Below are 18,312 nucleotides of genomic sequence, written 5' to 3'. Positions count from 1 at the left end.
TCCAGGGTTCGCCTGTTACGACGAGAAAGCGCGTGTCGTTGGGAGCATGAGAGCCGTGACCCAAATCACCGACCGCAGGCTCTCGTTGTCGCTCCTGCTCACCCGGATGCGCGACCGATCACCCGGACTGGCCGCGAGCCTCCTGGGCGGCGTCGTCGCCGCGGGGCTCGGGCTCGCCTCGTCCGCCATCCTCGTCATGGTGCTGTGGATCAGCTCGCCGTACCCGGACAGCGGTCCGGGCGGGGCGCTGCATGTCGCCGCCGCGCTCTGGCTGCTCGCCCACGGTGTGGAGCTGATCCGCACCGACACCCTGTCCGGCCTGCCGATGCCGGTGGGGGTGACACCGCTTCTCCTGCTCGCCCTCCCCGTGTGGCTGCTGCACCGGGCCGCACGCGAGGCGGCCGATACCGCGTCGGAGTCGTCACCGCGCACGGCGTGGGCCGGGGTCGTGGCCGGCTATCTGTCCGTCGGCTGGGCCGCCGTGCTGTACGCCTCGGGCGGGACGCTGCGCCCCTCCTGGACCTGGGCGGTGATCTGCCTGCCGCTTCTCGCGGTGATCGCCGCGGGAGCCGGGGTCTGGACGGCGTACGGCAGACCGTGGGGGCCCGGCCCGTTCCGGGGGAGGCGGGCCGCGCGGATGCTTCCGCGAATCGGAGGGCGCCCGGTCTCGGTCGTGCGCCGTCTGGTCGACGCCGACGAACGGGTGCTCGGCGGCGCGGCGCGGGCCGCCGCGGCCGGGGTCGCGGTCCTCGTCGGAGGCGGGGCCCTGCTCGTGGCGGCGTCGCTCGCGTGGCACGGGGACACGGCCCGCGCCGCGTTCGTGCAGCTCACCGGGGGATGGTCGGGCCGCTTCGCCGTGCTGCTGTTGTGTCTGGTCCTGGTGCCGAACGCGGCCGTGTGGGGGGCGGCGTACGGGCTCGGGCCCGGCGTCGTCCTGAGCGCGGGGCACGTCGCCGGTCCGCTGACCGCGGCCGTCTCGGGGGCGCACACCCCGGCCGATCTGCTCCCCGCGTTTCCCCTGCTCGCGGCCTTGCCGCAGGCGGGATCCGCGGCGCCGTCGCCCTGGCTGAGCGCGCTGGTGCCGCTGGCCGCCGGGGTGACGGTGGCGTGGCGCGCGGTGAAGGCGGGGGCCGCGCGAGGAACCCCGGGCCGGGAGGTCGCGCTGCCGCTCGGGCGGACGGTGGCCGTCGTCTCGATCGCCGCCGGATGGTGCGGCCTCGCGCTCGGTGTGCTCGCCGGGCTGGCCGGAGGGCCGCTCGGGGTCCGCGCCCTGACCCATTTCGGGCCGGTGTGGTGGCAGGTGGGGCCCGTGACGGCGGTGTGGACGGCGGTCGTCGGGATTCCCGTCGCGGCCGGCGCTGCCGTGTGGCGGGACCGGGGGCGCGCGGGCGCCGGGGGCACGGGTGCCCGGCGGGGCCTGCGAGGGATCGGGTGGACTCCGCGGCTGCGGGTGTCTGCCTGGCTGCCGGGGAGGAGGGGCGCCTCCGCGCCGCCGCTGCCGACGCCGGTTCCGCTTCAGGGGTCGCCGTCCGCCGACGGCCGGGTCGACCCCGCGGTACTGGCGTCTGTCGTCGACAGCTTCGATCCGTACGATGCCTACGACCCGTACGACTCCTACGACCCCTTCGAGCCGTACGACCCTCTGCCGGGGGAACCCACGGGAGGCGCCTGGCACGGGGATACGTCGAGGGAGACCCGCTGGGAGGCCCTGCGGAAGGCGGGGGGGCCGCCTCCTGAGCCGGAGTCGCGGGACTCGGGGGACCCCGGGGACGGGGAGAGCCCCGAGGGTCGGGAGTTGTTCGAGAGTCCGGAGGGGCGGGAGCCACGCACCGAGCGCGGGCCGGAGAACCCCGGCCCGGACGACCTGGACGGCGGCTCGCCCCGCTGACCCGGGTACGGCGGACCGGCCTGCCGCCCGGGGATGCCCGGGCGGCAGGCCCGTCGTCAGTTGTGGGTGCCCAGCAGGCCGCGCAGATCCTTCGGGAGAAGGTCGTTGCAGGACTGCTTCGCGGCGGTCGTCAGGGCGTCGTTCGTGCAGGAGTAGTAGTCGTTGTAGACGAGGTGGGCGGTGAAGACCCCGGCGACCAGCACGATGGCCAGCGACGCGGTGACGATGCCGCTCACGGCGGCGGTCTTCTGCGGGCGGGTGTTCGGATCGGGAGCCGGGGCGTCGGGGTCCGGCGTACGCGTCTTGGAACGCAGGGCGCTGCTGCCCCAGTACAGGGCGAGCGCCCCGAGCAGCAGGGCCACGTACGGCCAGCCGAAGAGGACGAAGAAGAACGCCCACATGCCGGAGAGCAGTGCGTAACGGGCACGGCGCTGGGCCGGGTCCGTGGGGTCCCAGCGCATGCCTCCGCCAGGCGTGCCGCCAGGGCCCTCGGGGCCGCCCTGCCCCTGCGGCGCGCCCGGCCGGTCGCCGAAACCGCCGCCGCTGGAGGGACCGGGCTGCCGGTCGCTCCACTGGCTGCCCCAGGGTGAGTGCCCGGAGCCCTGCTGTCCGTCCCCGTCGTTCTCGCCGGAGCCCTGTCCGTGCCGGCGCGGCTGCCAGGGCCGGTCGGGTGTCCCCTCCGGCGGCGGCGCGAACGGATTGTCCTCCTGGCCCGCGGAGGCCGGGCCGGACGGGGGAGTGCCGGGCGCGTCGGGTCCGCGCTCGCCCGAGGGGCCGTCGCTCCCGCCCGCCGAGCCGTCGCCGTTCCCGTCCGCGGAGCCGGGCCCGCCGGTGGAGCCGCCCTCGCCCGGCCTCGGCGGGGTGGACGAAGAGCGCCGCTCGCGCAGCAGGAGCGGAGGGAGTCGGAGACTGCGGTCCGGCATCAGGTGAGCGTCTTCCCCTTGGTGGTTCTGGCAGGCGGCGTGTTCACACAGTTTCGCGCTCGCGACGCGCGCCCCGAGCCGGTCCTCCCGGGCTGACGCCTCGGGCCGGTCCGCCCCGGACTGACGCCCCGAGCTTCGCACTCCGGACTCGCGCCCCGAGCTTCGTACCCCCGGACGCGCGCTCCGGAGGTCTCCGGAACCCGAGCCGCGGGTGGTGCCGGGGTCATGCCCCGGACGTACGTCCTGGTCCCAGGTCAACGTCTCGCGCACACAGGGCGTTCCCCGTGCCGGAGGCGTTCCCGGGTGGATCCTCCCCAGACGCTACCTTCCGGCCTCGCCCCCGTCCCGTGGGGGCCGCCCGGTGTGCCGGTATCGTTGCCCACGGTCGGCCGCTTCGTAGACTTCCCCGTATCCCGGGGCGCGAAGCATTCGTACGACCGTACAAACGCTCCCCCGAGAAAGGGCCCTCTCGTGGCCAAGACCAAGCGCCTCGTCGTGCTGGTCTCCGGATCAGGTACGAATCTGCAGGCACTGCTCGACGCCGTCGCCGAGGCGGGACCGGCGGCCTACGGTGCCGAGATCGTGGCCGTGGGCGCCGACCGGGACGGCATCGAGGGACTCACGCGGGCCGAGCGTGCCGGACTCCCGACCTTCGTGTGCAAGGTCAAGGACCACGGCAGCCGGGACGAGTGGGATCTCGCGCTCGCCGAGGCGACCGCCGCGTACGAGCCCGATCTCGTCGTGTCCGCCGGGTTCATGAAGATCGTGGGGAAGGAATTCCTCGCCCGGTTCGGCGGACGGTTCGTCAACACGCATCCCGCGCTGCTGCCCAGTTTTCCCGGCGCCCACGGCGTCCGTGACGCGCTCGCGTACGGAGCCCGGGTCACCGGCTGCACCGTCCACTTCGTCGACGACGGCGTCGACACCGGACCGATCATCGCCCAGGGCGTGGTCGAGGTCCGTAACGAGGACGACGAGAGCGCTCTGCACGAGCGCATCAAGGAAGTCGAGCGAACGCTGCTCGTCGATGTCGTGGGGCGGCTCGCCCGCAACGGCTATCGCATTGAGGGACGAAAGGTAGTTATCCAGTGACCGCCGACAGCACAGTCACGGCCGAGAACACCGAGGGCACCAAGCGGGTCATCCGGCGCGCGCTCGTCAGTGTGTACGACAAGACCGGTCTTGAGGAGCTGGCCCGCGGGCTGCACGCGGCCGGTGTCGAGCTCGTCTCCACCGGTTCCACCGCCGCGAAGATCGCCGCGGCCGGTGTGCCCGTCACCAAGGTGGAGGAGCTGACCGGCTTCCCCGAGTGCCTGGACGGCCGGGTCAAGACCCTGCACCCCAAGGTCCACGCCGGGATCCTCGCCGACCTGCGCCTGGAGAGCCACCGGCAGCAGCTCGCCGAGCTCGGCGTCGAGCCGTTCGACCTCGTCGTCGTCAACCTCTACCCGTTCAAGGAGACGGTGGCGTCCGGGGCGAGCCCCGACGAGTGCGTCGAGCAGATCGACATCGGCGGTCCCTCGATGGTCCGCGCCGCGGCCAAGAACCACCCCTCCGTCGCCGTCGTCACCAGCCCCGACCGGTACGGCGACGTCCTCGTCGCCGCGCAGAGCGGCGGCTTCGACCTGCACACCCGCAAGCGGCTCGCCGGAGAGGCCTTCCAGCACACGGCCGCGTACGACGTCGCCGTCGCCTCCTGGTTCGCCTCCTCGTACGCGCCGGTCGACGACTCGGCGTTCCCCGACTTCCTCGGTGCCACCTGGGAGCGCGCGCACACGCTGCGCTACGGCGAGAACCCGCACCAGCCGGCCGCGCTCTACACCTCCGGCACCGGCGGTCTCGCCGAGGCGGAGCAGCTGCACGGCAAGGAGATGTCGTACAACAACTACACGGACACGGACGCCGCCCGCCGTGCCGCGTACGACCACGAGGACCCCTGCGTCGCGATCATCAAGCACGCCAACCCGTGCGGGATCGCGGTCGCGTCGAACGTCGCCGAGGCGCACCGCAAGGCGCACGCCTGTGACCCGCTGTCCGCGTTCGGCGGTGTGATCGCGGTCAACCGCCCGGTCACCAGGGAGATGGCCGAGCAGGTCGCGGAGATCTTCACCGAGGTCATCGTCGCGCCCGAGTACGAGGACGGCGCCCTCGAAGCCCTCACCAAGAAGAAGAACATCCGCGTGCTGCGGGCCCACCAGGCCCCGGCCGCCCCCGTCGAGATCAAGCCCGTCGACGGCGGCGCGCTGCTCCAGGTCACCGACCGGCTCCAGGCCGCCGGCGACAATCCGGCGAGCTGGACGCTGGCGACCGGTGACGCCCTGAGCGAGGGCGAGCTCGACGAGCTGGCCTTCGCCTGGCGCGCCTGCCGCGCGGTCAAGTCCAACGCGATCCTGCTCGCCAAGGACGGCGCCTCCGTCGGCGTCGGCATGGGCCAGGTCAACCGTGTCGACTCCGCGAAGCTCGCGGTCGAGCGGGCCGGTGCCGAGCGCGCCCGTGGCTCCTACGCCGCCTCGGACGCGTTCTTCCCGTTCCCCGACGGCCTGGAGATCCTCGCCGACGCGGGTGTCAAGGCCGTGGTCCAGCCCGGCGGCTCGGTCCGCGACGAGCTGGTCGTGGAGGCCGCGAAGAAGGCCGGCGTCACGATGTACTTCACCGGGACGCGGCACTTCTTCCACTGAGCAGGCAACCGCGCCGGGCCGTCCCCGTACGGGTCCCGGCGCGGTCCGCGCAACACCAGGGCCGTGTCTCCCCCTCGTACGGGGCGGGACACGGCCCTTGTGATGTGCGTGACGCGAACCGTCCGTTCGGCGGCCGGGTGGACCGTCCGGCGGATCGGTCGCGCGGGTGGTCCGGTCAGTAACGGGGACGGTTGAACCACGCGACGCCGGACGGCGCGATCATCGCCGCCGCCATCACACCGCCGAAGCCGATCCAGAGCAGCGCCCACACCAGGGCGGCGGAGGAGTTGGCGTTCGCCGCGGAGATCAGGACGAGGACGCCGAACAGGGAGCCCAGGATGCCGTAGACCATCGTGGTGATCCGGATGCCCTGCCCACCTCTGGTGAACTTGACCCCCAGCGTGATCGACAGACCCGCGAGGCCGAGGAAGAGCAGCGCGATGACGAAGATGATGCCCGCGGAGTCGTGGCCGATGTCGGAGAAGCCGTTGCTGCCGAAGGTGTCCTCGCCGGCGTTGGACGCGTCGTTGATGGTGGCGGCGCCGAAGATGGCGAAGATGCCGATGAGGATCTGCACGCCGGCGACGATGTAGAGCAGCACGCGCGCGGTGGTCATCAGGCCCGGCATGGTCTGCGGCATCATGGTGCCGCCCGGGTAGCCGGGGTAAGCGGGCTGCTGCGGGTAGCCGTAGCCCTGCGGGGGCACGCTCGGCGGGGCCTGCGGGTACCCGTAACCGGGCGCGCCCGGCGGGGCGGCGGGAGGCTGCTGCGGCGGCGGGCCGTAGGGGTTGTTCGGGTCGCCGAAACTCATGGCGGGTTTCCTCCGTTGCCTGGTGCGGGACTACGCGCGGCACGGTTCGGAGGAATTTCAACAGAGCGGTCCGTCCCCCCGGTACTGCCCGCGACACTGTGTGTGCTCATCGTTCTTTAGCAGACTCTTACTTGTCCAGCGCCCTTCCGTATGTGTTGTCCAAGTGCAACATGAGTGATCATGGCCGGATACGGGCGAATCGGGCGTCCGGCGGCTCCTGCGAGGTGGCCGAAAGGCCACGGAAAGCCACGGACAGGCCGTTGAAGGGCCGTCGCGGGGCCCCCGCGGACCCGGATTGGAACCTGGACCGCGTCATCCGGGAGGATGGGGGGCATGACCGCCCAGATTCTCGATGGCAAGGCCACCGCAGCCGCGATCAAGTCCGACCTGACCGTCCGCGTGGCGGCCCTGAAGGAGAAGGGCGTCACGCCCGGCCTCGGGACGGTCCTGGTCGGGGACGACCCCGGAAGCCAGAAGTACGTCGCCGGCAAGCACCGCGACTGTGCTCAGGTCGGCATCGCCTCCATCCAGCGCGAACTGCCCGCGACCGCCACGCAGGAAGAGATCGAGGCGGTGGTCCGTGAGCTGAACGAGGACCCCGCCTGCACCGGCTACATCGTCCAGCTGCCGCTCCCCAAGGGCATCGACGAGAACCGCATCCTGGAACTGATGGACCCGGACAAGGACGCGGACGGCCTGCACCCGATGAACCTCGGGCGTCTCGTCCTCAACGAGCCCGCCCCGCTGCCCTGCACCCCCAACGGCGTCCTCACGCTCCTGCGCCGCTACGGCGTGGAGATCAAGGGCGCCGAGGTGGTCGTCGTCGGCCGCGGTGTGACCATCGGGCGCCCGATGCCGCTGCTGCTGACCCGGCGCAGCGAGAACGCCACGGTCACCCAGTGCCACACCGGCACCCGTGACCTCTCCGCGCACCTCAAGCGCGCCGACATCATCGTCGCCGCCGCCGGTTCCGCCCACCTCATCCGGGCCGAGGACGTGAAGCCGGGCGCCGCCGTCCTCGACGTCGGTGTCTCGCGCAGCGCCGAGGGCAAGATCGTCGGAGACGTCCACCCGGACGTCGCCGAGGTCGCCGCCTGGATCTCTCCGAACCCGGGCGGTGTCGGCCCGATGACCCGGGCCCAGCTGCTCGTCAACGTGGTGGAAGCGGCGGAACGCAGTGTCGGCTGACGGCAACACCTTCGTGGCCGGGGGCTCCGACGGCCGGGGGCCCGGAGCCGGTGTGCGGTCCGCGTCCGAGAAGGAGAGCGAGATCGAGACCGAGACCGAGTCGAAGACCGGGGCGGCCGGGGACCGAGCGGAGACGGAGGCTCAGGCCGAGGCTGCGGTTGACGCCGGGGCCGGGGCCGGGGCTGGTGCCGGGGCCGAGGTCGACGCCGGGTCCGGGGCTGGGTCTGGGGCTGACGCCGAGTCCGGGGTCGGTGCCGGGTCTGGGGTCGAGGGGGACGCCAAGTCCCGGGCTGGGTCTGAGGCTGACGCCGTGGCCGTGGCCGGGGCCGAGGCTGACGCCGAGTCGGGTGCTGGGTCTGGGGCCGAGGTCGACGCCGGGTCCGGGGCTGGGTCTGAGGCTGACGCCGGGTCCGGGGCTGGGTCTGAGGGTGACGCCGAGTTCGACGGGATGACCGTCCGGGACGCGATCAGCGCTCCCGATGCCCAGGGCGAGCCGCGGCGCACCACCCGGCGCTTCCCGCTGTTCACCCGGGACACGGCACAGCCCGAGGGCGGCGGCCGGGCCGCGCCCGGGGACGCCCCGGCGCCCGCGCGTCAGTGGCCCATCCTCACCGTGCTGTCCGCCGTCGCGCTCGGCCTGCTGCTCACCGCGCTCGACGTGTTCCGGGTCGGCACGATCCTGATCGGCGCCGCGCTGCTCGCGGGTGCCGTGATGCGATGGATGCTGCCCAGCGTCGGCATGCTCGCGGTCCGCTCCCGCTTCACGGACATGGTCACCTACAGCGTCCTCGGCATCGCCATCGTGGTGCTCGCGCTGATGGCCCAGCCCCACCCGTGGCTGGAGATCCCGTTCCTCGACGACACCTTGCACTTCACGGTCCGCTGAACCGCGGTCGTGCGAGCCGGTGGCCCGTCCTCTCCTCCGGGGAGGGCGGGCCCTTTCGTTCTCGGGAATGACGACGGCCCGTCCTCTCCCCCGAGTCAAGGACGGGCCGCGATCGGGCGAGTGTTCCGCCCGGGGTCAACCCTTGTGCACGAGAACGCGCTGTTCAACAGCTCTCAGCCCGCTGTGGCACGGAAGTGACCATTCCGGCACGGTGTGCTCGCCGTATGACGGGAACCGTCCAACTCCTGCTCGGGGAAACGTCGTTGACGCCCTCGGTGCCCTGCCCTCTGCCCTGTCGTCTGCACTGATGGAACACTGGCGTGTACTGGGGGAGTGGGGGAAACGATGCCTCGTTGGAAGGCCTTGCCGGGCGAACTCGATCCGCGGGTCTCGGAGTTGGTCGACCAGCTCCGACTGCTCGTCGACCGGAGCGGGTTGGGTGTCGCGGCCGTGGCCGACCGTACGGGCTACAGCAGGACATCCTGGGAGCGCTACCTGAACGCCAGGCTGCTCGCGCCCAAAGGGGCGGTCGTCGCGCTGGCCGAGGTGACCGGGGCCAGTCCCGTGCATCTGGCGACGATGTGGGAGCTGGCCGAGCGTGCGTGGAGCCGTTCGGAGACGCGCCACGAAACGACGATGGAGGCGCTACGCGCCTCCCGGGCGCGGGCTGCGCCGGGGGAGTTCGGTCCGGTGGTCCCCGCTCCCGCGGCCGGGGCGCCGGAGCCGCAGGACGCCCGGCCCGCCGGGGCCGGCCCGGGGCAGGGCTCCGCGCGGCGGAAGCGGCGGCAGATGGTGCTCGCCGCCGGTGTCGTGGGGACCCTGGCCGTCGTCGCGGCCACGCTCTGGCTCACCCGTGGCGGAGGGACGAAGGACGTGGGCGCCCCGCCGAAGACGCCGACGGCCTCCGGGAGTCCGCGGCCCGTTCTGCCGCCCGGGGTGAAGTGCGGTGGGGCCTCCTGCGGGGGGAAGGACCCCGAGAAGATGGGCTGCGGTGGTCGGCTGGCCACGACGGCGACCAGCGTGACGGTGGGGACCGCGCTGGTGGAGGTGCGGTACAGCAAGACCTGCGGGGCGGCCTGGGCCCGTGTCACGCGGGCGGCGGCGGGGGACCGGGTCGAGGTGTCGGCGGGGGCCGGGGCGAAGCGGACCGCCGTGGTGGGCACGGACGCGGATACGTACACGCCGATGGTCGTGGTGAAGGGCGCCGGTGACGCGAGGGCGTGCGTGACGCTGGGGTCGGGGCGGACGGGGTGTACCGCGTAGCGGGTTCGCTGTGCTGGCGGGTGCGGGTGCGGTGTCGGGTGTGTTGTAGGTCGGGGCCGTGCCGGTGCATCAGCCCGTCGCCGTTGGGTGAGGGGTGGGCGTCGGTGGCGACGGGCATCGATGTACCGGCACGGCCCCTCGCGTCGGATCCCGGGTGCGGGGAAAATTCAGCCCCTCCGGCGTTTGAGGAGCGGGGTCTGGGGCGGAGCCCCAGGTGCGGGACGGGTAGGGGCGGAGGGGGCGAGAACCTGTCCTGGGTGGGTGTGGACGTCGGGGGCCGGGCGTCAGCGGGTGGGCTGGGGGGTGGATCCGGCCTTGGGGGTGTGCCGGGACACTGCCTTCGCGATCTTCTCCGCGTCGAGGGCGAGTTCGCGGAACATGCCGCTGATGGGATTGGTGAAGCCGGTGAAGTACAGGCCGGGGGCGTTCTGCGGGGTGTGGCCGCCCTGGACGACCGGGTGCCCACGGCCGTCGAGCACGTCGAGGTGTCCGACCATGCCTTCCAGGGCTCGGGCGTAGCCGGTCGCGGCGATCACCACGTCGGGGTCGATCCGGCTTCCGTCGGCGAGGACTGTCTTGTCGTCCTCGAACCCCTCCACCGCGGCCACGATCTCGACCTTCCCCTTGCGGACGGCGTCGATGAGACCGACGTCCTGGACGGGAATGGAGCCCTCGTTGACGCGGGAGTAGAGCCCGGTGCCGGGGCGGGGCAGGCCCTGGGCCGCCAGGTCGGGCACGCTCAGCTTCGCCATCGGCCCGGCGAGCGCGTCCACGAGGCGCACGGGCAGCCGCCGTACGGCGATGCCCGTGAACTGCGCGGCCCAGCCCGCCGTCGAGCGGCGCACGATGTGCGGCGCGGTGCGGACGGACAGCCGGATGCGCGAGGCGCCGCCCTCGACCAGGTCCACGGCGATCTCGGCTCCGGTGTTGCCGATGCCGACGACGAGGACGTCGCGGCCCGCGTAGGGGGTGGGGTTGCGGTACTCGCCGGCGTGCAGGAGCTCGCCGGTGTAGGTGTCGCGGCCGGGCCAGTCGGGGACGCGCGGGGTGTGGTTGTAGCCGGTCGCGACGACCACCGCGCTGCCGGTCAGCTCGCGTCCGCCGGTGGCGTGCAGCAGCCAGCCGTCGCCCCCGGGGGCGGGCTCGACGCGGGAGACCTCGACGCCCGTGACGATCTCCAGGGCGTGGTGCTCGGCGTACTTCTCCAGGTAGCGCACCACGTTGTCGCGCGCGACCCAGCGGCCGAACGAGCGCGGCATCGGCAGCCCCGGCAGCGCGGACAGCCGCCGGGTGGTGTGCAGGTGCAGCCGGTCGTAGTGGCCCCGCCAGGAGGCTCCGACCTGGTCCGACTTCTCCAGTACGACGGCTCGTACGCCGCGGGCGCGCAGGGCGTACGCCGCCGCGAGCCCCCCGGGACCGCCTCCGATCACGTACACGGGGCGGTCCTCGTGGGAGGGCACCGTGAGGGAGGTCGTGGAAGCAGTCGAGTCGGCCATAGCGCGAGCGTAATCACGCCTCTGCTTGATAGGTCTCGGTCAAGAGGGGAATCGGTTGCGAACTGGTCACGACTGTGGGAGGGGTGGGTGGGCCTGGTGGCGTAGGTCACTTCGATGGGGTGGGGATGTGCGGAAGCGTGCCGTCGTCGCAGGTGAGCGCCGGGGTGTACGCCGTGTGCGGGAGAGCGGGATCGGCTCCGCGCGCCCCCGGGGAGGGGTGGAACGGTGCCGGGCGGCGGCGGGCCGCTCGCGTGCTCCCGGCCGGCGGGTGCCGGCCTCTTGTGCGGGCGTCCCGGAGAGTTGAAACTGACGTTCCGTCAGATACGTCGGCTCTGCGGGAGGTTCGGCCATGGACACGATCTGGCTCGGCGGGGCGGAATGGCTGGCCGTGCTCCGTATCGGGCTCGGGCTGTGGTGGTTCGAGAGCTGGCGGCACAAGGACAAGAAGGGCTGGTTCGAGCGCGGGACCGGAATCGCGTGGGCGGCGGACATCGCGTCCAAGCACCGGTGGAACGCCGTGCGGTCCGGCTTCGACACGATCGTCGCCCCGCGCCCCCGGACGATGGCGTACGTGGTCGTGTACGCGGAACTGGCGCTGGGTCTCGGCCTGGTGGCCGGACTGCTGACTCCCGTCGCGCTGGTCGCGGGCCTGCTCCTCAACGTCCTCTACTTCACCCTCATGATCCACGACTGGGCGGAACAGGGGCAGAACGCGATGATGGCGCTGGTCTCGGCCGTCGGTCTGTTCGGGATGTCCTGGCAGACATGGTCCCTGGACGACGCCCTGGGACTCTTCGGGTGAGCGGGACCGCCCGGAGCGCGGGAAGCGCGGGTCCGGTGCCTTCAGGGGGTGCGACGGCTCCGGTGGGCGCGGGGGCGCCGGGGGGCGCGACGGGGCCGGTGGGCACGGCAGGTCCCGGTGGCGGGTTCGACGTTCCCGAGGCCGACGCCCTCACCCGGCCGTACTGGGACGCGGCGGCCGAGGGGCGGCTGCTGATCCGGCACTGCGCGGCCTGCGACCGCGTTCACCACTACCCCCGCGAGTTCTGCCCGCACTGCTGGAGCGAGGACGTGGACTGGCGCCCCGCGAGCGGACGCGCCACGCTCTACACCTGGTCCGTCGTCCACCGCAACGAACTGCCGCCGTTCGGCGGGCGGGTGCCGTACGCCGCGGCCGTCGTCGACCTGGCCGAGGGCCCCCGGATGATGACCGAGGTGGTCGAGTGCGAGGAAGCGGCGCTGCGGATCGGGATGGAGCTGGAGGTGGCCTTCCGGTCGGGGATTCCCGTGTTCCGGCCCGCGTCACGCGCCGGCGGGTGAGGGATTTTGGCCGGGCGCCGGATCGGGATCCGTCGCCAGGCGTCCGTGGACGTGTACGTCGCGGAACGCGTCATGGCGGCCGGCCTCGAACATCGCTCCGCGCAGCGTCCCCTCGTGCCGGAATCCGCAGCGTTCGGCGACCCGGCAGGACACGTCGTGGCCCACGGCATGGCCCAGGTCGAGACGGTGCAGCGCGAGGCCGGTGAAGGCGTAGCGGGCTGTGAGGGTGAGCGCGCGGGTGGCGACCTGGCGGCCGCGGCACTCCGGGAGGACCCAGTAGCCGACGCGGGCGCAGCTCATGACGTGGTCGATCTCGTTGACGCCGATATGGCCCAGGGTCTCGCCGGTCCCGGCGTCGGTGACGCAGAAGGAGATCCCGGTGCCGCTCGTCGCCGCCGCGACGCGGGTCCGCAGTGCCTCCCGGGCGGTGTCGATGTCCCGGACGAACCTGAGCGGGGTGTTCCAGCGCTGGAACTCGGGATCGGTCAGCCCGCGCAGATACGCCGACACGTCGGCGTCGGACTCCGGGTCCCAGGGACGGAGCAGCAGTCCCAGGCCCGTCAGTTCCGGGGCGGGCTGAACGGAGAACTGCACATGGGCGTCGGCCATCCAGCCATTCAAACCCCTCCGGACCCACGGGTCACTCCCCGAACCGTCCGTGCTCACCGGAAAGGGGCAGCCGACCCGACCAGGAACACGGGGGCAGCCGACCGGGACACGGACAGGGCGCGGACGGTGGCGGGGCCAGGATACGGCGGGATGCCCGCGCCCGCGCCGAAATTCGGAGGCACGGCGCCGTGGCCGCACGGGATCATCGGACATGACCTCCGTGACGTACGACTGGCAGCTCACCCGTGACCTCGACGCCTTTCTCGCGGGCGCCGGAGACTTCCTCCGGTCGCGGCCCGCGCAGCACACCGTCGCGCTGACCGTGACGGAGGCGCTGCGCAGGCGGGGGATGGGCCAGTACGGGAAGAGCGCGCCGGTCTTCGGAGCCCTGGAGCGGGACGGGACGGTCCGCGCGGCCTTCTTCCGTACGCCGCCGTACCGGCTGAACCTCACCCCGCTGGACGAGCGGGGCGTGGAGACGCTCGCCGTCCTGCTGGCGGAGGCGGAGATCGAGCTGCCCGGGGTCTCCGCCGACACGGGCACCGTCGAGGCGTTCACCGAGGCCTGGGGGCGGCGGACCGGAGCGAGGGCGGCGCTGCTCCGGAGCGAGCGGCTGTACCGGCTCGGCGGCCTGACACCGCCCGAGCCCGCGCCGCCCGGCCGTCCCAGGGTCGCCGACGCCCGCGACAGGGACCTCCTCGCCCGCTGGTACAAGGAGTTCGCCGAGGCCATCGGTGAGGGTGCGTACCGTGACGGTGGCGCCTGGGCCGACGACCGGATCTCCTACGGCGGCATCACCCTCTGGGAGGACCCCGACGGCACCCCCGTCGCCATGGCGGGCGTGACACCGCCGGTCGCCGGACAGCTCCGGGTCGCCCCCGTCTACACCCCGGCGCCCTTGCGCGGCCGGGGGTACGCCGGTGCCGTCACCGCCGAGGTGAGCCGCGCGGCGGTCGCCGCCGGTGTCCAGGAGGTGCTGCTCTTCACCGACCTCGCCAATCCGACCAGCAACGGCCTGTACCAGCGCATCGGCTACCGTCCCGTCTCCGACTTCGCGACGTACGACTTCACGTACGAGGCGTAGGCCGGGCGCGGGCAGCGCGGGCAGCGCGGGCGGCATGGGCAGCGCGGGCGGCATGGGGGGCCGGATCTGCGGGGTGGGGTGTGCCCGGTGGGATCAGGGTGCCGTGTCCGTGGTCACCGTCGGGGTCACGGCCACAGCAGCCCGGTGGTCCAGCCGGTCTCCGTGCGGCGGTAGACGAACCGGGCGTGGCGCCGGCGGGCGTCGCCCTGGAAGAACTCGACCTCGTCCGGACGGAGGCGGTAGAGCGTCCAGGTGGGGGCGGGGGAGTGCGGGGCGCTCTCGGCCTGATCCCAGGCCGCGTCCGAGGCCCGGTCCAACTCGGCCCGCGAGGGCAGCACTTCGCTCTGCCGGCCCACCAGAGCGGCGGCCAGCGCACCCGTGGAGCGGGCGTGCAGGTCCGCCTGGCCCTCCTCGGGGGACGCGACGGTGACCGGGCCGCGAAGCCGGATCTGGCGCCCCCGCGCGGGCCAGTAGAAGCCGAGAGCGGCGTACGGCCGCGCGGCCAGCTGGCGTCCCTTGCGGCTCGTCACGTGCGAGGCGAACGCCCAGCCGTCGTCGTCCGCGCCGTGCAGCATCACCGTCCGGACGTCGGGCAGACCGTCCTCGTCGGCCGTCGCGAGCGTCATCGTGTGCGGCTCGGGCTGCCCGGCCGCCACCGCTTCCGCGAACCACCGGGTGAACAGGGTCAGCGGGTCCGCCGGAGCACTCTCCGGGTCGAAGCCGGGCAGCTCGGTGTCCCACACCCGCAGCGATCTCAGCAGCTCATGAAGATCCGGTTCCATGGTTCCGAGTATCACCCGGTGCGGCCGGACGTCCCACGGCACCACCCCGTACACCGGGCCCCGGCCCTCACCCCCGCCCCAGCACCACGGTCCCCGACGAGCAGAACCAGCCGCCCGTCCCGGACGCCACGGCCAGCTCGGGCAGTGTGCCGTCGGGCCGCCGTACCTGCCGTTCCTCCGGAAGGCCGCCGCGCAACTGCCGTACGGCCTCCACGAGCAGGAACAGGCCGCGCATACCCGGGTGCTGGGCCGACAGTCCGCCCCCGTCCGTGTTCACCGGCAGTTCCCCGCCCACCAGCAGCCGCCCCTTCGCCGCGTCCACGAAGGCGCCCCCCTCGCCCTTGGCGCAGAAGCCGAGGTCCTCCAGGGTCACCAGGGTCATGTAGGTGAAGGCGTCGTAGATCTCGGCGAAGTCGATCTCGGCCGGGCGGACTCCGGCACGTTCGAAGGCGAGCCGGCCGCTCACCGCCGCCGGGGAGACGGTGAAGTCCGGCCACTCGGACATGGTGGTGTGGGAGGCGTGCTCGCCGGTGCCGAGCACCCACACCGGGGCCGTCCGGCAGTCGCGCACGTACTCCTCGGCCACCAGCAGTACCGCCGCGCCGCCGTCGGAGCGGATGCAGCAGTGCAGCTTGGTGAAGGGGTCCGCGATCATCGGCCCCGACAGGACGTCGTCGACAGTGACCGGCTCGCGGAACATCGCCTCCGGGTTGCGGGCCGCGTTCGCGCGGGCCTGGACCGCCACCGAGGCGAGCTGTTCGAGTGTGGTGCCGTACGTGTGCATGTGCCGGCGCGCGGCCATCGCGTACTTGGCGATGAGCGTGTGGCCGTACGGGGCCTCGAACTGAAGGGGGCCCCGGGCGCCGAACGACAGGGTGCCGGTGCGGCGGCCCGCCCTGATGTCGGCGCGGGCGGTGGAGCCGTAGACGAGCAGGACGGCGTTCGCGTGGCCCGCCGCGATGGCGTCGGCCGCGTGGGCCGCCATGACCTCCCAGGTGGAGCCGCCGACGGAGGTCGAGTCGACCCAGGTGGGCCGCAGCCCCAGGTATTCGGCCACTTCGACTGGTGCGAGGGTGCCGAGGCCCGCCGACGCGAAGCCGTCGATCACCGAGCGGTCGAGGCCGGAGTCGGCCAGCGCGCGGCGCGCGGCCTGGGCGTGCAGCGCGTAGGGAGTCGCCTCGTCCACGCGGCCGCAGTCGGACAGGGATACGCCGACGACGGCGGCCTTTCGACGGCTGTGGCCCGGGGTGGCATGCGTCATGAATCTGACGGTACATCAGATAACCGTCCCTCCGGGAGGCCGTCGCACCCCTGTGCATCTGGGACCCCCCGCCCTAACATGACGGCCCGTCAGATCAGCTATCAGGATCAGCCCCCCGACGAGGGAGGAGCCCGCCCATGGACGCCCGTCTCACCGCGGAGCAGGAGGAGATCCGTCGCACGCTGCGGGAGGTGCTGGTGAAGCGATGCGGCCCGCAGGAGCTGCGCGCCGCCGAGCCGACCCCCGCCGGCTACGACCCGGCGCTCTGGGAGGCCCTCGCGCGCCGGCTCGGACTGCCCGGACTCGCCCTCCCCGAGACGTACGGCGGTGTCGGCTGCTCGATGACCGAACTCGCCCTGGCCTGTGAGGAGTCGGGCCGCGCTCTCGCCCCCTCGCCGCTGCTGTCCACCGCCGTACTCGCCGCCCCGCTGATCCTGGCCCTCGGCACCGGGCCGCAGCGTGCCGCGCTGCTGCCGTCGCTGGCCTCGGGTGCGCTGACCGCCGCCCTCGCGGTCCCCGGCACGGGCCTGGCCACCGCCCTCGCGCTGACCGGCGACAACCGCGGCGACTGGGCCGGCGGCGGCCGTGCGGGGGGTGTCCAGGCCCGCCGGGCGGACGGCGTGTGGCGGCTCTACGGGCAGGCGGCGCAGGTGCTCGACGGGCACAGTGCCGGGCTGCTGGTGGTGGCCGCGCACACCGGCGGGTTCGCGCGGTCGCGGACGCTGCTGTTCCTGGTGAGGGGCGACGCCGGCGGTCTGGTCCGCGCACGGCAGACCTCGCTGGACCCGACCCGGCCGCAGGCCAGGCTCGAACTGCGTGACGTGGAGGCCGAGTTGCTGGGCGACGACGGGGCCGACGTGCCCGCGGCCCTGGCCTCCGTCGGGGACGCCGCCGCCTCCGTCCTCGCGGTGGAGGCCGTGGGCGCCGCCGACCGCGTACTGGAGCGCACCGTCGAACACGTGGGCCGGCGGGAGCAGTTCGGGCGGGCGATCGGCTCCTTCCAGGCCGTCAAGCACCGGCTCGCGGACGTGTACGTGGGCGTGCAGTCGGCCCGCTCGGCGGCGTACTACGCGGCGTGGGCCACCGGGACGGGCGGCGAACGTGTGGGCGCCCTCGCGCTGGCCCAGGCGCTGGACGCGCTGCGCACCGCCGCCTCCGAGGGCATCCAGCTGCACGGAGGCATCGGCTTCACCTGGGAGCACGACGTCCACCTCTACTTCAAGCGCGCTTCCGGCGACGAACTGCTCTTCGGCCCCGTCCACCGGCTGCGCGCGCACGCGGCCGACGCGGCGCGGCTCTTCGACGGCGGAGAGGTGACGGTCTGATGGCGGCGCGGCGTTCGCGTACGGGGAGCGGTACGGGCGACGGCGGGAGGGCCCGGACGGGGACCGGGGCGAGAAGGATGCCCGGTGTGCGACTGGTGCAGCGGGTGTCCTCCACCCGGACGTTCGCCAGGGTGGCCCCTCGTCTCATCCCGGCCCTCGACCGCGCCGTGCACCGGCTCACCCGCGGGAAGGTGCTGCTCAGCGCCCAGATGCTGCCGGGGGTCGTGCTGACCGCGCGCGGCGCCAGGAGCGGCCTGGAGCGCCGTACCCCGCTGGCCTGCATGCCGGAGACGGGCACCTCGGGTGCGGCGGCCGGTGCGACGGGGTCCGGCTGGATTCTCATCGGGTCCAACTTCGGCCGTACGGGCCATCCCGCCTGGACCGCGAACCTGCTCGCCCACCCCGACGCCGTCGTCAGCTGGAAGGGCGAGGACGTTCCCGTGACCGCCCGGCTCCTCACGGGCGAGGAGAGGGACGCGGTCTGGACGGCGGTGCTGGCGTTCTGGCCGCCGTACGCCACCTATCAGGCGCGAGTGGACCGGGAGATCCGGCTCTTCAGGATCGTGCGCCGGGCGGTGCCGGCCGACTCCGGGAAGGCGGAGGCCGGGAAGGGCGGGCCCGGGGCGGGGTGAACGGGCGGTCCGGATGATCGGACGGCCGGGCCGAACCGGTGGCGCGGAGAACCGGTGGCGCGGATGAACGGGCGGCCGGCCGGGTCCTCGGCGGCGTCCGCGCAGCGCAGCGGGCGCCAGTCCACCGGATCGTTCTCCGGGACGAACTGCCGCCCGCATGACAGGA

General features: G+C 73.4%; 17 protein-coding genes. 11 read left to right on the top strand and 6 right to left on the bottom strand.

The features are described 5' to 3' along the window. Window positions 1-46 precede the first annotated feature (46 nt). Window positions 47-1,888: a DUF6350 family protein gene (locus ACF07B_RS15860; protein WP_392179368.1), complete on the top strand. Its 1,842-nt coding sequence runs from the start codon at window positions 47-49 to the stop codon at window positions 1,886-1,888. Between the two features lie 56 nt (window positions 1,889-1,944). Here ACF07B_RS15860 and ACF07B_RS15855 read toward each other — a convergent pair whose 3' ends face one another. Then, a complete protein-coding gene (locus ACF07B_RS15855) occupies window positions 1,945-2,811 on the bottom strand; it encodes a hypothetical protein (protein WP_392179367.1) in 867 nt (288 codons plus the stop codon). Window positions 2,812-3,282: 471 nt separating this feature from the next. Between ACF07B_RS15855 and purN the strand changes: the two genes are divergently transcribed. After that, the gene (gene purN, locus ACF07B_RS15850; protein ID WP_369483427.1) at window positions 3,283-3,903 is read left to right on the top strand and encodes a phosphoribosylglycinamide formyltransferase; all 621 of its coding nucleotides are present in this window, start codon (window positions 3,283-3,285) and stop codon (window positions 3,901-3,903) included. Continuing rightward, window positions 3,900-5,489 (top strand): bifunctional phosphoribosylaminoimidazolecarboxamide formyltransferase/IMP cyclohydrolase, encoded by a 1,590-nt coding sequence (gene purH / locus ACF07B_RS15845; protein WP_369483428.1) that lies wholly within the window; start codon window positions 3,900-3,902, stop codon window positions 5,487-5,489. Before purN ends, purH begins: the two co-directional genes overlap by 4 nt. Before the next feature lie 175 nt (window positions 5,490-5,664). On the opposite strand, the gene ACF07B_RS15840 is transcribed toward purH, so the two are convergent. Beyond that, window positions 5,665-6,300 carry a hypothetical protein gene (locus ACF07B_RS15840; protein ID WP_369483430.1) on the bottom strand — a complete coding sequence of 212 codons (636 nt, stop codon included), beginning with the start codon at window positions 6,298-6,300 and terminating at the stop codon, window positions 5,665-5,667. Window positions 6,301-6,633: 333 nt separating this feature from the next. Between ACF07B_RS15840 and ACF07B_RS15835 the strand changes: the two genes are divergently transcribed. From ACF07B_RS15835 to ACF07B_RS15825, 3 genes are all read left to right on the top strand, one after another. Then, complete coding sequence (locus tag ACF07B_RS15835) at window positions 6,634-7,488, top strand: bifunctional methylenetetrahydrofolate dehydrogenase/methenyltetrahydrofolate cyclohydrolase (RefSeq protein ID WP_081218974.1); 855 nt, start codon at window positions 6,634-6,636, stop codon at window positions 7,486-7,488. Between the two features lie 316 nt (window positions 7,489-7,804). Further along, entirely contained in the window at window positions 7,805-8,374 is a 570-nt protein-coding gene (locus ACF07B_RS15830) for a DUF3017 domain-containing protein (RefSeq protein WP_392179537.1), read from the top strand. Window positions 8,375-8,719: 345 nt separating this feature from the next. Continuing rightward, the gene (locus ACF07B_RS15825) at window positions 8,720-9,637 is read left to right on the top strand and encodes an XRE family transcriptional regulator (protein WP_392179366.1); all 918 of its coding nucleotides are present in this window, start codon (window positions 8,720-8,722) and stop codon (window positions 9,635-9,637) included. A 284-nt stretch (window positions 9,638-9,921) separates the two neighbouring features. Here the strand turns inward: ACF07B_RS15825 and ACF07B_RS15820 are convergent, their stop codons facing one another. Beyond that, on the bottom strand, window positions 9,922-11,133 hold the full coding sequence (locus ACF07B_RS15820; protein WP_392179365.1) for a flavin-containing monooxygenase: 1,212 nt from the start codon (window positions 11,131-11,133) through the stop codon (window positions 9,922-9,924). A gap of 349 nt (window positions 11,134-11,482) precedes the next feature. Here ACF07B_RS15820 and ACF07B_RS15815 point away from each other — a divergent pair, with 349 nt between their 5' ends. Together ACF07B_RS15815 and ACF07B_RS15810 are read left to right on the top strand one after the other, a co-directional pair. Then, on the top strand, window positions 11,483-11,935 hold the full coding sequence (locus ACF07B_RS15815; RefSeq protein WP_384237689.1) for a DoxX family protein: 453 nt from the start codon (window positions 11,483-11,485) through the stop codon (window positions 11,933-11,935). Window positions 11,936-12,033: 98 nt separating this feature from the next. Then, complete coding sequence (locus ACF07B_RS15810) at window positions 12,034-12,453, top strand: Zn-ribbon domain-containing OB-fold protein (RefSeq protein ID WP_392179364.1); 420 nt, start codon at window positions 12,034-12,036, stop codon at window positions 12,451-12,453. On the opposite strand, the gene ACF07B_RS15805 is transcribed toward ACF07B_RS15810, so the two are convergent. Then, window positions 12,436-13,062, bottom strand: coding sequence for a GNAT family N-acetyltransferase (locus ACF07B_RS15805; protein WP_392179363.1), 627 nt, complete (start codon window positions 13,060-13,062; stop codon window positions 12,436-12,438). The genes ACF07B_RS15810 and ACF07B_RS15805 overlap by 18 nt on opposite strands. Window positions 13,063-13,273: 211 nt before the next feature. Between ACF07B_RS15805 and ACF07B_RS15800 the strand changes: the two genes are divergently transcribed. Beyond that, window positions 13,274-14,146: a GNAT family N-acetyltransferase gene (locus tag ACF07B_RS15800; RefSeq protein WP_392179362.1), complete on the top strand. Its 873-nt coding sequence runs from the start codon at window positions 13,274-13,276 to the stop codon at window positions 14,144-14,146. A gap of 125 nt (window positions 14,147-14,271) precedes the next feature. Here the strand turns inward: ACF07B_RS15800 and ACF07B_RS15795 are convergent, their stop codons facing one another. Together ACF07B_RS15795 and ACF07B_RS15790 are read right to left on the bottom strand one after the other, a co-directional pair. After that, window positions 14,272-14,928 carry a pyridoxal 5'-phosphate synthase gene (locus ACF07B_RS15795; RefSeq protein WP_392179361.1) on the bottom strand — a complete coding sequence of 219 codons (657 nt, stop codon included), beginning with the start codon at window positions 14,926-14,928 and terminating at the stop codon, window positions 14,272-14,274. Window positions 14,929-14,995: 67 nt separating this feature from the next. Next, window positions 14,996-16,189, bottom strand: a complete 1,194-nt coding sequence (locus ACF07B_RS15790; RefSeq protein ID WP_392179360.1) for an acetyl-CoA acetyltransferase — start codon at window positions 16,187-16,189, stop codon at window positions 14,996-14,998. Window positions 16,190-16,326: 137 nt separating this feature from the next. On the opposite strand from ACF07B_RS15790, the gene ACF07B_RS15785 reads away from it, so the two are divergent. Together ACF07B_RS15785 and ACF07B_RS15780 are read left to right on the top strand one after the other, a co-directional pair. Next, entirely contained in the window at window positions 16,327-17,514 is a 1,188-nt protein-coding gene (locus ACF07B_RS15785; RefSeq protein WP_392179359.1) for an acyl-CoA dehydrogenase family protein, read from the top strand. Between the two features lie 77 nt (window positions 17,515-17,591). Then, window positions 17,592-18,146, top strand: coding sequence for a nitroreductase family deazaflavin-dependent oxidoreductase (locus tag ACF07B_RS15780; protein WP_392179358.1), 555 nt, complete (start codon window positions 17,592-17,594; stop codon window positions 18,144-18,146). Window positions 18,147-18,312: the final 166 nt, after the last annotated feature.

Source organism: Streptomyces sp. NPDC015532, assembly GCF_043078065.1.
Lineage (GTDB): Bacteria > Actinomycetota > Actinomycetes > Streptomycetales > Streptomycetaceae > Streptomyces.
Note: the sequence above shows the minus strand (reverse complement) of the source record. Positions and strands in the feature narration are given on the sequence as shown.